General features: G+C 71.4%; 14 protein-coding genes. 11 read left to right on the plus strand and 3 right to left on the minus strand.

Annotated features, from left to right (window positions below; translation table 11 throughout):
* Positions 1–173: 173 nt before the first annotated feature.
* Entirely contained in the window at positions 174–812 is a 639-nt protein-coding gene (locus tag ACWCPI_RS12270; protein WP_451038049.1) for an ATP-binding protein, read from the plus strand.
* Between the two features lie 193 nt (positions 813–1005).
* Positions 1006–1995, plus strand: coding sequence for a DUF5926 family protein (locus ACWCPI_RS12275; protein ID WP_451038050.1), 990 nt, complete (start codon positions 1006–1008; stop codon positions 1993–1995).
* 241 nt (positions 1996–2236) lie between these two features.
* Here ACWCPI_RS12275 and ACWCPI_RS12280 read toward each other — a convergent pair whose 3' ends face one another.
* Both ACWCPI_RS12280 and ACWCPI_RS12285 read right to left on the minus strand, forming a co-directional pair.
* Positions 2237–2854, minus strand: a complete 618-nt coding sequence (locus ACWCPI_RS12280; RefSeq protein ID WP_451038051.1) for a hypothetical protein — start codon at positions 2852–2854, stop codon at positions 2237–2239.
* A 56-nt stretch (positions 2855–2910) separates the two neighbouring features.
* Positions 2911–3570, minus strand: coding sequence for a bifunctional DNA primase/polymerase (locus ACWCPI_RS12285; RefSeq protein WP_019757995.1), 660 nt, complete (start codon positions 3568–3570; stop codon positions 2911–2913).
* A gap of 503 nt (positions 3571–4073) precedes the next feature.
* Here ACWCPI_RS12285 and ACWCPI_RS12290 point away from each other — a divergent pair.
* The 5 genes from ACWCPI_RS12290 (at position 4074) to ACWCPI_RS12310 (ending at position 11656) form a co-directional block, all read left to right on the plus strand.
* A complete protein-coding gene (locus ACWCPI_RS12290) occupies positions 4074–5579 on the plus strand; it encodes a PP2C family protein-serine/threonine phosphatase (protein ID WP_451038052.1) in 1506 nt (501 codons plus the stop codon).
* 164 nt (positions 5580–5743) lie between these two features.
* Positions 5744–7210, plus strand: a complete 1467-nt coding sequence (locus tag ACWCPI_RS12295; protein ID WP_451038053.1) for an aminopeptidase P family protein — start codon at positions 5744–5746, stop codon at positions 7208–7210.
* Between the two features lie 103 nt (positions 7211–7313).
* Positions 7314–8660 (plus strand): MocR-like pyridoxine biosynthesis transcription factor PdxR, encoded by a 1347-nt coding sequence (pdxR, locus tag ACWCPI_RS12300; protein ID WP_451038054.1) that lies wholly within the window; start codon positions 7314–7316, stop codon positions 8658–8660.
* A gap of 68 nt (positions 8661–8728) precedes the next feature.
* Positions 8729–9958, plus strand: a complete 1230-nt coding sequence (locus ACWCPI_RS12305; protein WP_451038055.1) for an MFS transporter — start codon at positions 8729–8731, stop codon at positions 9956–9958.
* A 396-nt stretch (positions 9959–10354) separates the two neighbouring features.
* On the plus strand, positions 10355–11656 hold the full coding sequence (locus tag ACWCPI_RS12310; RefSeq protein ID WP_451038056.1) for a phospholipase D-like domain-containing protein: 1302 nt from the start codon (positions 10355–10357) through the stop codon (positions 11654–11656).
* A gap of 13 nt (positions 11657–11669) precedes the next feature.
* On the opposite strand, the gene ACWCPI_RS12315 is transcribed toward ACWCPI_RS12310, so the two are convergent.
* Complete coding sequence (locus tag ACWCPI_RS12315; protein ID WP_388803215.1) at positions 11670–12119, minus strand: ATP-binding protein; 450 nt, start codon at positions 12117–12119, stop codon at positions 11670–11672.
* 260 nt (positions 12120–12379) lie between these two features.
* Between ACWCPI_RS12315 and ACWCPI_RS12320 the strand changes: the two genes are divergently transcribed.
* The 4 genes from ACWCPI_RS12320 (at position 12380) to ACWCPI_RS12335 (ending at position 15308) form a co-directional block, all read left to right on the plus strand.
* Positions 12380–13213 carry a hypothetical protein gene (locus tag ACWCPI_RS12320; protein ID WP_451038057.1) on the plus strand — a complete coding sequence of 278 codons (834 nt, stop codon included), beginning with the start codon at positions 12380–12382 and terminating at the stop codon, positions 13211–13213.
* A gap of 185 nt (positions 13214–13398) precedes the next feature.
* Entirely contained in the window at positions 13399–14136 is a 738-nt protein-coding gene (locus ACWCPI_RS12325; protein ID WP_451038058.1) for a YcnI family copper-binding membrane protein, read from the plus strand.
* 75 nt (positions 14137–14211) lie between these two features.
* The gene (locus ACWCPI_RS12330) at positions 14212–14865 is read left to right on the plus strand and encodes an SCO family protein (RefSeq protein ID WP_451038059.1); all 654 of its coding nucleotides are present in this window, start codon (positions 14212–14214) and stop codon (positions 14863–14865) included.
* Positions 14862–15308: a copper chaperone PCu(A)C gene (locus ACWCPI_RS12335; protein WP_451038060.1), complete on the plus strand. Its 447-nt coding sequence runs from the start codon at positions 14862–14864 to the stop codon at positions 15306–15308. The genes ACWCPI_RS12330 and ACWCPI_RS12335 overlap by 4 nt, the downstream gene beginning before the upstream one ends.
* The last annotated feature ends 4 nt before the right edge of the window (positions 15309–15312 follow it).

The raw sequence follows: 15312 nt of genomic DNA on the forward strand, positions 1-15312 counted from the left end.
TGGGCGGGAACAGCACACAGGGAAACCCCTAAAACCTCATCAATCCCTGCGCAATCTATTGACCCCGCGGCCCCATCAGCCTCATCCTCCACTCTCAGCCACACCATCGAGTTCCAGCCATCTCGATTACGGGGAGTGCTCCGGCGCGTTCGCTGCGTATTCGATCGTTGTGAATGCGTCGCCGGACCTTGAATGGCCGGTTTCCGGTACAGGCCAATGGGGCATCCACACCGTGGCGTGGGGCAAAGGAGGTCTCGGGGGTGGCGTTGGTGGTGGCACAGGAGGTGCCCACGTCGTCGAGCATGGCCGTACCCCATGGCCCTGCGGGCGTGGGGGAAGCGAGACACCGTATGCGCACTCAGTTGCGCAGGGGCGGGGTGGCGGAATCGGTCATCGACGATGCCGTACTGATTCTTTCCGAACTCTTGAGCAACGCTTGCAAACACGGCCGGCCGCTGGGCGACGCGCTCGCCGGGGACGGCGACGTCCGGGCCGCATGGCGCGTGGACGCGAGCGGCAGGCTCACCGTGGAGGTGACGGACGGAGGCGGACCAACCCGCCCTGCTCCGGCCACGCCCTCGGTCACCGCGCACGGCGGCCGTGGGCTGAACATCGTCACCGCCCTCGCGGACGACTGGGGTGTCCGGGACGACGCCCGGGGCGAGGTCACCGTGTGGGTCGTGGTCCACGACGACGTTCATGATCCGGATGCCGGGCACCGCCGCGACGACTTCGCTACGCGCGTCGCAGCACCGGCCGTCGCCGCGATATCGGGCCTCGACTTCGCCGACGCCTTCGACGACCTGGACTGAGCGCACCGGTTCCCTCGTCCGCGTTTCCGGTGGCAGACACGGGTGTGCGGCGACCCGGCGGGCGCGCGGCCCGTGTTCCACACCGGTCCGGCTCCGGCACGAGACGCGGGTTGTCCACAGGCTCCCGTCCGTGCTGACGCGAACGGCTAGGCTCGCGCCGTACGAGACGAGCCGTAACCGGGAGACACCCACGATGGCCAAGAAGCGACCCCAGACCAAGGCCAAGCGCCCGCAGCTCAGCGATGCAGCCCGCGCGGGTGCCGCTGACGGGAACTTTCCGGTGGTCGGCGCGCGTGAGCCCTGCCCCTGCGGCAGCGGCCGCCGCTACAAGGCCTGCCACGGCAGGGCCGCCGCGCAGGCGGTGACCGAGCTGGTGCAGCGACCGTTCGAGGGGCTGCCGAGCGAGTGCGACTGGGTGGCCCTGCGTGAACTGGTGCCCGCGGCCACCGTCGAACTGGCCCTGAAGGGCGGCCTTCCCGAGGGCGTCCCGTCCGTCACCCTCGCCACCGTCCTGCCGATGGCCTGGCCCGCCCTGCGACGCGACGACGGCTCGGTCCTGCTCGGCCTGCAGAACGACACGGCGTCCGGCGACATCAGCCGCGACCTCGCCGATACCCTGCAGCAGGCTCTCGCCGCCCAGCCCGGTACACCGATCCAGGGCCGCCGCGCCCCGGCCGACGGCCCGCGACTGCAGGATCTGCTGGACCCCGAAGGCGCGTTCGAGCCAGTTGTGCACTCGGGCTTCGAGTTCTGGGTCCCGGACGCGGAGAACGCCACTGCGGAGGTCGCCGCCTCGCTGGAGCGGGCCAACGCCGCGGCCATCCCGACCGTGAAGCTGACCGGCGTGGACGCCGCCTACTGGTGCGAGACGCCGGAGAAGAACCACCTGCGCTGGGTCATGCCGCATCCCGAGGAGCAGCTTCTGGACGCCCTGGCGCGACTGCACGCGGCGGGCAGGTCCAGCCTCGGTGAAGGCACCCGGCTCGTCGGCTCCTTCCGCGCTCACGGCCTCACGGTGCCGGTCTGGGACCTGCCGAGCGGCGTCTCGGCGGAGGACGTGGAGAAGCCGGCGGCCGAGTTCGCCGAGCGCCTCGCCGCGGCACTGGCCACGGACGCTCCGCTGACCACGGACGAGCGGCGCGCGCGTGGCGGCCTGACCAACCGGCAGGTCACGCTCAGCTGAGGAGCGGCGCGGAGCGGGGTTCGGCTGACCGACCGTTCAGCCGAACCGGCCGCGCGGGAGAGGTGAGTCCGATCACAACTCCCCTGTGGAGCAAGGGAATCCGTGACTGGAAAGGCGGGATCGAATTTGCGAACCGCCGATCTCTTGTTACCGTTCCATTAGCCCGGTTGCTGGTGCATCCCCCGTCGCCAGCAACCGGGTCTTTCCATGTGCGTGGTTGTTTACGGAACGACGCCGGATGTCAACCACCCGTGGCAGCCCCGGAATTGTCCGGCTCGGAGTTGCTCGCCGAGCGCAGCAGCAGCGGCCCGGTACCGGCCCGCGTCGCGAACTCGGCGACCGCCGTGTAGGCGTCCGGCTTCCCCCGGGTGCGCTGCCGGGGCGTCTCACACGTCGCCGGCTCGTCCTCGGCGCTACCGGCACACCGCATCTGCACCGTGCGCCCCTCTGGCCCCATGAGGCTCAGCACGGAGTCCAGCGCACCGCCGGTCGCGTTGCGGAAGTAGGTGCGTGCCCAGGTCTCCTTGCCCTGGGTGAGGACGCAGGTCTGTGCCTCGATGCCCTCGGGCGAGGTGAGTTCGGGGCCGCAGCGGGCGGCGGTGGCCAGGCCCAGGCCGAGCAGCAGCGGGGAGTCGCCGGGCTCGGCGGAGGGCGCCTTGGCGTCGACGGCGGGGGAGGGACGGGCCGAAGGGCGCTCGGCCTTGCGTGACGTATGGCCCTGGGTGCGCTCCTCCTTGCCCACGGATCCTGCGGACGCCACGGCCAGCGGCAGCGCGACCGCGCACACCACGACCCCGGTGAGGGCAAGCAGACGAACTTTTCCAGAGCCCGGGCGGCGGGTCTCAGCGTGACGCGGCATACAGCGGAAGATAACGACCACGCGTGCGTGCGCCCTTCCGCGCGCGCCGGAGACCCCTACAACTCGGGTGCGCTCACACCCGTACGAGTGAGGGCCTCGACCACCGCGTCCACCACGGCCTCCACATCCGGCACCCAAGGTGAGGCCGAACCGGGCAGCGGGGCGCGCTGCCAGCTGATGGCGCCTTGGCCCGTCTCGGACGGGGGCAGGGCGAGATAGCCGCCCTCACCGTGGAAGCGGAGGGAACCAGGGACGAAGTCCTTGGCGTACAGCAGTTCGCCGAGCTGCTCCATCGAGTACGGCTTCACCAGGATCGCCCAGCGCGAGGGCGAGGCGACGACCGGGCCGAGGCGCATGCCCATCCGGTCGAGCGCGGTGAGCGCGTGCGCGGCCGGCAGGGCGGGGAGGCTGACCGCGCAGGGAGCCGTGCCGCCGGTGGCGAGGATGATCGGCGCCGTGGGGCGGTTGGTCCACCACCAGCGCACCATGCGCTCGTCGGTGGTCGCCGCGAGGAGAGCGGGGTCGAAGGGGTGCGCGCCGGGCACCGTGCACTCCGGGTCGGGACAGCCGCAGCGGGAGTGTCCCTGCGGGTGGGTCGTCACGCCCGGGAGTACGGGCCAGCGCCATTGCGTCGCGTAGGTCAGGGCCGCGCTGATCAACTCAGGCTTGCCGTCGCCACGCAGGAGCCTGCGTCGCCTTCCGAGGATCTCGCGCATGAGCGCTCGTTCCTTTCCGTTGCACCGCTGGCAACACCGTGGTCCACATCACATCATGTGTCGATCACTTCACTGTGCGTACCTGTTGGCGCATCACACCCCTGCCACGAGCAAGGGAAACCCCTATGGGCCGAGCGTCGGCTGCTTCCGCGGCAGCCTCGTCCATACTGCGTCTATCAAAAGCATGGGCGTGGCGTGGGGTGGCGAAGTCTGGCGTTTTGCCGTCCCCCGTATTTCTCGTCGCCTCCGCCGCGGGAGGATGGGGCACGGTCGTCGGTGGCTAAGACGCCCGGGTCCGTCACCAGGTTCCGGGTGGTCGTCAACCACCCCTGGCCTTCACCGAGTACGTACCCATCACGACCGTTGTGACGCTCCGTGGAGCGAAACCAGTCGACCGCAATACCCCGTTCCCTGAGGCAGTTTTAAGCCAACTTTGCCTTTACGCAAGAGGTCCGAGACGACTACTCCGGTCACCCACGGACACCAGGAATCCCAGCAGGACAATGCTGGACATCCCCTCACGAGTGCGTGTACATGTGGAGACACTGCTGGCGGCGCAGAATGACATGGGGGTTTGCGATGCTTCTGAGCAATACGCACCGGTCGGAAAGCCGGACGCCATGAACGCCCCTCACCCTTCGAAAGTGGCCGGAATCGATTCGGCGGTTCCCTCGCCCGCACACACTGTCGCGCCCGCGCCCGCGACCACCTCGTCGGTCCCCGCGCCGAACGCTCCCGGAGCCCTCCTCCAGGACCGGCTCGCCGGCTGGGTCTCCGATCTCACGACCCTTCACGAACTCACCGAACGCCTGGCCCGCACCGACTCCCTCGCCGAAGCCCTGCAGGAACTCCTACGCGCCGGTTCCGCCCTCGTGGGCGCCCGGCGCGGTCTCGTCGTGCTGGAACCGGCCGACGGACTCGGTCCCGACACGACCATCGGGCTCGGCCTCGCCCGCGCCGACCTCGGGCACATCGAGACCGTCCCGCGCAGCGCGACATCGTACGGAAGGATCCTGGACGGGCTGCCGGGCGGTGACACCGAGATCGCCCAGCCCGATCTGCTCTCCGAGGACGGCCTCGACCCCCGCCACCGCGAGGTGGCCGCACGCCTCGGCTACGCCGCGAGCTACACCCTCCCCCTGTCCGCCGAGGGCGCCGGCCGCCTCGGCGCCGCCGTCTGGCTGTACGACGAGCCCGCCGAACCGGCGGAACGCCGCCGCCACCTCGTCGGCCTGTACGTCCGCTATGCCACCGAGCACCTGGCGCGGCTCCTCGACGTCGAGCGCACGCGCGCGTGCATGAAGACGATGGCCGAGGAACTGCTCCCCTCCCGGCTGCCGCGCATGGCCGGCGTCCAGCTGGCCGCCCGGCACCGCAGCGGGCCGCGCGGAGGCGGCGACTGGTACGACGCGCTGCCGCTGCCGGACGCCGCGCTCGGCCTGGCCGTCGGCTCGGTGACCGGCTCCGGCCCCAGCGCGGTGGCCGCGATGGGGCGACTCAGGGCCAGCCTGCGGGCGTACGCCGTCATGGAGGGCGAGGATCCGGTCGCGGTCCTGTCCGACCTGGAACTGCTGCTCAGACTCACCGAACCCGCCCGCTCCGCCACCGCCCTGTTCGCCTACTGCGAGCCCTCCCTGCGCAAGCTCACGCTCGCCGGGGCCGGACACACCCCACCGCTGCTGATCGGGGAGCGGCGCACGGAGTTCGTGGAGACGTCCGTGTCCGCGCCGCTGGGCATGCTGGCCTGCTGGGAGGCGCCGAGCGTGGAGCTGACGGCGGAGGCCGGAGAGACGGTTCTGCTCTACACCGACGGACTGCTGCACCGCACCGGCGACGCCACGGACCGCGCGTTCGCCCGCCTGCACGCGGCGGCTGCCGGGGTACCGAGGGCGGTCCGGCACGACCCCGACGCCGTCGTCGACCACGTCCTGCGGACCGTGCTGCCGAACGGGCTGGACCAGGCGGACAGCGAGGAGGACATCGTGCTGCTGGCCGCGCGCTTCGAGTAGCGGCCCTCGGCAACGCACCCCGGCCACGCACCCCGGCCACGCACCCATAACAGGCCCGTGACCCGCGCCATAGCAGCGGCGGGCAACCGGTCCTTCGCCCCTGGGCCCTCTCCTGTACGACCGTACGATGGAGAGGGTCCAGTGCCGTATCGAGGAGGATGACCGTGGCCGACGAGCTCACCCCGGAGAACCCGGAGACCCCGGACGAGTCCGAGGAGCCGATCAAGCAGCGCAAGAACGGCCTGTACCCGGGCGTGTCCGACGAGCTCGCCGAGAACATGAAGTCCGGCTGGGCCGACACGGAGCTGCACGACCTGCAGCCGATCCCCCAGGCCGCCCAGACCGCCGCGCGGCGTGCCGCGCTGTCGGCGCGGTTCCCGGGTGAGCGTCTGGTGATCCCCGCGGGCAACCTGAAGGTCCGCTCGAACGACACCGAGTACCCGTTCCGGGCGTCGGTCGAGTACGCGTACCTCACCGGCAACCAGACCGAGGACGGCGTCCTCGTCCTGGAACCCAAGGGCACGGGCCACGAGGCCACGATCTACCTGCTGCCGCGCTCCGACCGCGAGAACGGCGAGTTCTGGCTCTCCGGCCAGGGCGAGCTGTGGGTCGGCCGCCGGCACTCGCTCACCGAGGCGGAGAAGCTGTACGGCATCCCCGCGTCCGACGTGCGCGAGCTGGCGGACAAGCTGCGCGAGGCGACGGGTCCGGTGCGTGTGGTCCGTGGCTACGACGCCGGCATCGAGGCCGCGCTGACCGACAAGGTCACCGCCGAGCGGGACGAGGAGCTGCGGGTCTTCCTCTCCGAGGCACGTCTGGTCAAGGACGACTTCGAGATCGGTGAGCTGCAGAAGGCCGTCGACTCGACCGTGCGGGGCTTCGAGGACGTGGTGAAGGTCCTCGACAAGGCCGAGGCGACCTCCGAGCGCTACATCGAGGGCACCTTCTTCCTCCGCGCGCGCGTCGAGGGCAACGACGTCGGTTACGGCTCCATCTGCGCCGCCGGCCCGCACGCCTGCACGCTGCACTGGGTGCGCAACGACGGCCCCGTGCGCTCGGGTGACCTGCTGCTGCTCGACGCGGGCGTCGAGACGCACACGTACTACACCGCCGACGTCACGCGCACGCTGCCGATCAACGGCCGCTACAGCGAGATCCAGAAGAAGATCTACGACGCCGTGTACGACGCCCAGGAGGCCGGTATCGCGGCCGTGAAGCCGGGCGCGAAGTACCGGGACTTCCATGACGCGGCGCAGCGGGTGCTCGCCGAGCGGCTCGTCGAGTGGGGGCTCGTCGAGGGGCCGGTGGAGCGGGTGCTGGAGCTCGGCCTGCAGCGCCGCTGGACGCTGCACGGCACGGGGCACATGCTCGGCATGGACGTGCACGACTGTGCGGCCGCGCGCGTGGAGTCGTACGTCGACGGCACACTGGAGGCGGGCATGGTGCTGACCGTGGAACCGGGTCTGTACTTCCAGGCCGATGACCTGACGGTGCCGGAGGAGTACCGGGGGATCGGCGTGCGCATCGAGGACGACATCCTGGTGACGGACGAGGGCAACCGGAACCTGAGCGCCGGGCTGCCTCGGCGGTCGGACGAGGTCGAGAGCTGGATGGCTTCTCTCAAGGGCTGATCCTGGATCGACGGCCGGGTACCCGCAGGGGTGCCCGGCCGTCGTCGTGGTCCGAGGGTGCTGGGGGGCGGTCGAGCGCTCCTCGCGCCCCAGAGGGGGTTGTGTGGACCTGCACCTGGAGACCGACGCCGTCGAAGGGCGTCGTGCGGGGCTTGAGCGGGCCCTGCGGGATGCCGTGCGGGGCGGGCGGCTCGCGCCCGGGGAGCGGCTGCCCGCCACCCGCCAGCTCGCCGCCGAGCTCGGCGTCTCGCGGAACACCGTCAAGGCCGCCTACGACCAGCTCGTCGCCGAGGGGTATCTGACCGCTCGCCAGGGGTCGGGGACCCGGGTCGCCGCGCTGCCACCCGCCGACGACGCCGGGCCGCCCGAGGCCGCCGCACGCGCGCGTGCGCCGCGCTTCGATCTGCGGCCCGGGAGTCCGGACGTGGGGGCGTTTCCGGCGGCCGCCTGGTTGCGGGCGATGCGGCGGGCGATCGCGACGGCGCCGTCACTGGCGTACGACTACGGCGATCCGCGGGGGCGGATCGAACTGCGGACCGCGCTGTCGGGGTACCTGGGGCGGGCGCGTGGAGTGATCGCGCCACCGGAGCGGATCGTGATCACCTCCGGTTACGTGCAGGGGCTGGCCTTGCTCACGCGAGTGCTGGACGGCGGCGTCGTCGCCATGGAGGACCCCGGGCTGCCGTTCCATCGGGACGTGGTGCGCCGGAACGGGGGCGTGGTGGTGCCCGTGCGGGTCGACGCGAAGGGTGCCCGCGCGCAGGAGTGGCGTGACTGCGCGGCGGTCGTCGTCACACCCGCGCACCAGTACCCGACCGGCGTGACGCTCCACCCCGAGCGGCGCCGGGCGCTCACCGACTGGGCACGCGCGCGTGGCGGGCTGCTCGTCGAGGACGACTACGACGGCGAGTTCCGGTACGACCGCCAACCTGTGGGCGCGCTGCAGGGCATGGCGCCGGGGCAGGTCGTGTACATGGGGACGGCCTCGAAGACGCTCGGGCCCGCGCTGCGGCTCGGGTGGATGGTGCTGCCGCCGCAGCTGCTCGACGCGGTGGCCGACGCCAAGCTGCACAGCGACCATCACACCGAGTCCATCGGCCAGTTGGCGCTGGCGGAGCTGATCGACAGCCATGCCTACGACCGGCATGTGCGGGCCTGCCGGCTGCGCTACCGGCGGCGCCGGGATCAGCTTCTGCACCGGCTGGGGGCGCGCCGACGGGTCCGGGGGATCGCGGCCGGGCTGCACGCGCTGGTGGAGGTCGACGACGAGGCGCGGGTGCTGGCGCGGGCGGAGGAGGAAGGGCTCGCCCTGGGGCATCTGAGCGAGCACTGGCATGCGCCGGGCGCCGAAGGACGCCCGCAGGGGCTCGTCGTGGGGTACGGGACGCCTCGGCAGCGGGTGTACCCGGAGGCGTTGGAGGTGCTGGGGAGGGTGTTGGAAGGAACCTGAACTGGACCACTGAAACGCATGGTGATTGGGCCTGCCGAAGGGCCCACCGGGTCCCTAGCGTCGGTGGCATGACATCCCGCGCCCTGCCACCCGCCGGTCCGCAACGCGTCCTCGCCCTGGCCCAGTTGAGCAATTCGGTCGGAGACGGCGCCTTCTACACGACGTCGGCCCTGTACTTCACCCAGGTCGTCGGTCTCGCTCCCGCGCGCGTGGGTCTCGGGCTCACGGTCGGCTGGGCGGTCGGCTCCCTGGTCGGGGTTCCGCTGGGACGGCTCGCCGACCGGCGCGGGCCGCGTGGAACGGCGGTGCTGCTGGCCCTGGCGACGGGGCTCGCGGTGGCGTCCTTCACGGTCGTACGGGGGTTCGTGCCGTTCGTGCCGGCCGTGTGCGCGTACGCCGCCGCGCAGTCCGGGCTCGCGGCGGCCCGGCAGGCGCTGCTGGCGGGGCTGGTGCCCTCCGGGGAGCGGACCGGGTTGCTGGCGCATCTTCAGTCGACGCTCAACGCCGGCCTGGCGGTGGGCGCGGGGCTGGGCGGGCTCGCGTTGCACGCCGGGACACGGACGGCGTATCTGGCGGTGTTCACGCTGGACGCGGTCAGCTTCCTCGTGTGCGCGGGGCTGCTGCTCCGGCTGCCCGCCGTGACGCCGGTGCCGAGCCGGCGGCAGGCGGGGCTCGGTGCGCTGCGAGACCGGCCGTACGCGCTGGTCGCGCTGCTCAACACCGTGTTGCTGCTGCGGCTTCCGCTGCTCAGTCTCGTCCTGCCGCTGTGGATCACCCGGCGGACGGACGCCCCGGCCTGGCTGGTCTCCGCGCTGTTCGTCCTGAACACCGGTGCGGTGGTGCTCTTCCAGGTCAGGGCCGCGCGCGGCGTCACGGGCCTGGCCACGGCCACGCGCGCGGTGCGCCGTGCGGGCTGGGTGATGCTGGCCGCGTGCGTGGTGTTCGCGTGGTCCGCGGGGGCCTCCCTGTGGGTGGCCGTCGGGGTGTTGCTGCTGGGGTCGGTGCTTCAAGTGGTCGCCGAGATGGGGCAGTCGGCGGGTTCGTGGCAGCTGTCGTTCGAACTGGCCCCGGAAGGGCGCGTAGGCGAGTACCAGGGCCTGTTCGGGACCGGCGTCACGGTCGCCCGCACCCTCGGCCCGCTCCTGCTGACGACTTTGCTGGTGGAGTGGGGGACACCGGGCTGGCTGCTGCTGGGCGGGGCGATGCTGGCGGCGTCGTACGCGATGGGACCGGCGGCGCGCCGTGCCGCCGGTCGCCGGACGGCGGAGCGGGCCGGGCAGCCGGAGCTCGTGCCGTGACGGGCGGCGAGCCGGTGAACATCGCCCGTGCGGGCAGCCCCGCTCTCCCCCGTGTACTTCACGCGCGCGTGCGTATCGGTGTCGGGAGCGGCCGACGGCTGTGCGCCCGCCGCGTCCGGACCCGCCCGCTCCTCCCTGGCGGCACGCGCGCGTGCCGTGGCGAGCGCGTTCGACGTCCGCCCGAGGCACGCTGATCCGTTCCGTGCCTGGCCTCCGCGCCCCGGCGGCCCCGTCCTTCGCGGCCACCGAGGAGCGCGGGAAGCGCCTGCGCCCGTCGGGGGCCTCACCCGTAGGGATCAGCGAGTTACCCCGAACGCGTCTCTTCCGGTGGCTTCCCGGCTCTCCTGGGCAAAGAGAACTGGTCACTTCCCCGCCCCGCCCAGGAGTGCGAAGACGATGACCCGTTCGCCTGTCCGCCCGCGCCCGACCCGGATCACGCATCGGGTGCTGCCCGCGGTGACCACCGTCCTGGCACTGGTGGGCGCGCTCCTCCTGGGCGGGGCGACACCCGCGGCGGCCCTGACCAAGCCGGTCGTCAACGGGCCCGTGTTCAACGACCCGCTGGGCACCGCGGCCCAGCGCAAGGCGATCTTCACCCAGCTCGTCCGGCTGATCGACGCCACACCGGCAGGGGCGCGGATCCGTGGCTCCATGCACGAGTTCGCCGACCAGGAGGTCGCCACCGCGTTGATCGCCGCCCACGGGCGTGGCGTCGACGTCCGGCTCGTCCTGGACGACTCGACCTATGTGGGGCCCGACGGCACGGAGTTCGGCAACGTCCCCTACCGGACGCTCCGGGCCGCGCTCGGCACCGACACCGGCGCCCGCTCCTGGGTGGTCGTCTGCGACGACCGGTTCGAGGACCCCGACGGGGTGGACGACGTGCAGCGCGGCTGCCTGGCCGTGGCGCCGCCCCGGCCCGCCTACAACCACAACAAGTTCTTCGTCTTCTCCCGGATCGGGCCCTTCGACGACGGCACCAGCTACTCCAGGGTCGTCTTCCAGACGTCCTCGAACCTCTCCGACTGGTACAAGGTCGAGTCCTTCAACGACGCCGTCACCTTCACCGACCGCAGGGTGTACGACGCCTACGTCTCGTACCACGACCGGCTCCGCCGGGGACGCACCCTCGCGGGCGGCGACAACGACGCGTACTTCTCCACCCCGACCGGCTCGACCTACCGCGGCTTCTTCTTCCCGCGCGGCGACACGTCGTACCACAACCCCGCCACCGACACCGTCGTCAACATCCTCGACGAGGTCGGGTGCACCTACACCGGCGCGGACGGGCTGAGCCACCGGACCGGCATCCGCATCCTGACGCACAGCTTCTTCGGCTCCCGCCGCCAGGTCGCGGACAAACTGGCGCAGTTGCGCGGCCGGGGCTGCTGGATCGACGTCGTGTACGCCGACAGCGACTCCGCGATCACCAGCCGGCTGGACGCCGCCGGGATCCGGCACCGCCGATGCCGCATCCCCAACGGGCCGGGGATCGACGTCCGTCCGCACAACAAGCAGATCCTGCTCAACGGCGACTACAACGGCAGCACCACCTGGCGGGTCTACACGGGCAGCGCCAACCTGACCGGGTCGTCGTTGCGCTCGGCGGACGAGGCGATCGTGCGGATCACCAGCGCGTCGTACCACGCGAGGTATCTGAGCACCTTCCACCGGATCCGCTCCGCCTGCGGCGGCTGACGCCTCCGAGCCACTACACCGCCATCAGCGGTGCGCCCTCTCTCCACTTGAGGATCTTGTCGAAGCTCACCACCGCCCCGCCCAGCCCCGGCTTGTTGCCGATCTGGACGTGGTCGGCGAGTTCCTCGATGAGGCAGAGCCCCCGGCCGTGCTCCGCCTCGGCGGGCACCGGGTGGGGTGTGAGGGGCGGGGCGGTGAAGCCGGGGCCCGAGTCGGCGACCTCGATGTGGCACTTCTCGCCGTCCAGATAGGCCGTGACGCGGTAGGCCTGGGGGGAGCCGTCGGGTGCCGTGTCGCCGCCGTGCTCGACGGCGTTCGCGCAGGCCTCGCTGAGGGCAACGGAGAGGTCGTACGACACATCGGGGTCGACCCCCGCGGTCTCCATCGTGCCGATCAGCAACCGCCGGGCGAGCGGCACGCTCGCGGCTTCCCGCCGCAGATGGAGTGACCACCAGATGCTCATGCTCCAGCCTCCTGGCCGCGGCTCGACATACCGATACGTATTGCCGCGAGTGCCCGGCTGTAAGCACATCATTGACGTGATGCCGCCCATATGGTCGATGCGCCCACGCATGAATCGGTGTATGTGGGGCGGCCCACACCACAGGGTCACCTTCCGGTCGTACGGACCTCTATACCCTCTCTTCCCCCTGAACAGCTCGTACGTCGTCTTGCGGACCTGCCGTACGGCCGTCATGGGGCCAGTGCGATGATGAGCCCGCCATGACTGCCCCCCACCCGAACACGGTGCGCTCCGGAAGCGATCTCCGGATACTGCGGGCCGCGGTGTTCGCCGCGGTCTGCGTCGTGCTGGCCGCGGTGGGCCATGTGCTGGGCTCCTGCGCCACGATCCCGCTGTGGACACTGGGCGCGGGGTTCCTGGGGGTCCTCCTGGTCACCGTGCCGTTCACGGGGCGCGAGCGCTCGCTGGCGGGGATCGGGGGACTGCTCGCGGTCGGCCAGACGGTCCTGCACACACTCTTCGGGCTCGGGCAGCACGGGGCGAACACCGGGGTCTCCGCGTCGGCCTCGGCCTCCCTGTCCGACGCCGCGCTCGTGGAGCAGGCCGCGCGACTCGTCTGCGGGACCACCGCGGCGGCGATCAGCCCCGCCCAGGCCCAGCGGATCCTCACCGAGGCGCGGCTCCAGCCGGTCACGGGGACACACGCCTCACACCGGGCGGCGGACACCATGTCCACCGTCCCGGACTCCTACACCTCGCTCCTGCCGTCCCTGCCCATGGTGCTCGCGCACCTGCTCGCGGCGGTCGCAGCGGGGTGGCTGCTGCGCCGCGGGGACCTGGCGCTGCTGCGGATCGCCGAGATGCCGGCGCTGTCAGCGCACACGGTCGCCGAGGGGGCGTTCGTACGATCCCTGCGCGGGGCGCTCGCGCTGGTGCGCGCCCTGCGCGCCGGGCTGCCGAGCGCGCCCGAGGTGGGCCCGCGCGCCCCGCGCAGCGAGTGGTTCGGCCCGCCCGAGCCCCGCACCCTCGCCCTTCAGCACACGGTGATCAGGCGCGGCCCTCCGGCCGGCGCCGCACTCGTACTCGCCGCCTGACGCGACGCGACCAGCACTCCACTTCGTGGGGTCGAGGGGCCGCCGTCGCGCGGCACGCGCGCGTACCCGCGTCTCGATCGTGGAACGGCCCTTTCCCGCCTTTTCCGCATGATCGGGCACGTCCGCGCACGCGTACTCCTCTTCACCACCGGAATCCAGATCTCAGTCACAGTGGAGTGCTCAGCATGAAGGCCTTTCGTCTCGCCGCCGCAGGAACCCTCGCCGGCTCGGCCGTTCTCGCCTTGTCCGTCCCCGCTTTCGCCCACGTCAGCGTGCAGCCCGAGGGCACGGCCGCCAAGGGCGGTTACGCGGTCGTCGACTTCAAGGTGCCCAACGAGCGGGACAACGCCTCGACCACGAAGCTCGAGGTGACCTTCCCGACGGATCACCCGCTGGCCTCCGTGATGCCGCAGCCGGTCCCCGGCTGGAAGGCCGACGTCACCAAGGACACCTTGGACAAGCCGCTGGAGATGCACGGCAAGAAGATCACCGAGGCCGTCACCAAGGTCACCTGGACCGCCGACGGCAAGGGCATCGAGCCCGGCTTCTTCCAGAAGTTCCCCGTCTCCGTCGGCACCCTGCCCGAGGACACCGACCAGCTCGTCTTCAAGGCGATCCAGACGTACTCCAACAAGGAGGTCGTGCGCTGGATCGAGGTGCCGCAGGAGGGCCAGGAGGAGCCCGACAACCCGGCGCCGGTCCTCGAACTGTCCGCCGCCGAGGAGGGCCACCACGGCTCGTCCTCCTCCGGCAAGGCCGCCGACTCGAAGGACGCCGAGGCCGCCTCCGCCAAGACCGACGCCGCCGAGCCCGCCGACACCAGCGACACCACCGCCCGCGTCCTCGGCGTGGTCGGCATCGTCGTGGGCGCGCTGGGCGTGGCGTACGGCGTGCTCGCAGGCCGTCGGCGCACCGACGCCTGACCCTTACGGTTCACGGCGCGCGCCGGGGCACACCCCCGGCGCGTGCCGGAGCTCTCACCACTGGGACATCTTTCTATGCGCACGAAGACCCTCGCCGCGGCCGCCCTGCTCGCCGCCGCCACCCTCACCCTCTCCGCCTGCGGCAACGGCGACGACGGCAAGCAGCCCGTCACCGTGGTCTCCGAGGAGCCGAACTCCGACAAGGCCGCCATCGTCCTCGACAAGCCGTTCGAGAAGCCGGACCTCGTCCTCACCGACACCCACGGCAAGAAGTACGACCTCCGCAAGGAGACCGAGGGCAAGCCGACGCTGATCTACTTCGGCTACACCAACTGCCCCGACGTCTGCCCGCTGACGATGAACAACATCGCCGTCGCCAAGAAGCAGCTGCCCAAGGCCGAACAGGACGAGCTGCGCGTCGTGTTCGTCACCACCGACCCGGAACGCGACACCGCCTCCGCGCTCGGCAAGTGGCTCAAGGGCATCGACCCGCAGGTCGTCGGCCTGACCGGATCCTTCGACACCATCCAGGCCGGGGCCCGCACCCTGGGCATCTCCATCGACCCGCCGCACAAGGACAAGAGCGGCAAGACGGTCTCCACCCACGGCACCCAGGTCGTCGCCTTCTCGCCGAGGACCGACGCCGGATACGTGCTCTACACCGAGGCCGCCGAGGTCGGCGACTACACCGAGGACCTCCCCAAGCTGATCAAGGGGGAGAAGCCGTGAGGCGTCTCGCCCCCGTGACCCTGGTGACGGCCGCGGCCCTGGTCCTGGCGGGATGCGGTTCCGGTGACTCGGGCGCCGAGCTGTCCGTCAGCGGCGCCTACATGCCGCAGCCGGTCTCCGACTCCATGGCGGCCGGCTTCCTGACGATCACCAACGACGGCGACGCGAAGGACGAACTGACCTCCGTCACCAGCGACGTCGGCGACGTGACCACCCACGAGACCGTCGACTCCTCGATGCAGGAGGTCAAGGACATCGACGTCCCCGCACACGGACAGCTCGTGTTCGAAAGCGGCGGCAGCCACCTGATGTTCGAGAGGCTGAAGCGGAAGCCGAAGCAGGGCGGGAAAGTGACGGTGAAGCTCCACTTCGCCGAGTCCGGCACGGTCACCGTCGAGATGCCGGTGAAGTCCGCGACGTACACCCCGAAGACCGGACACTGAGGGA

This window comes from Streptomyces sp. NPDC001920 (assembly GCF_053594495.1).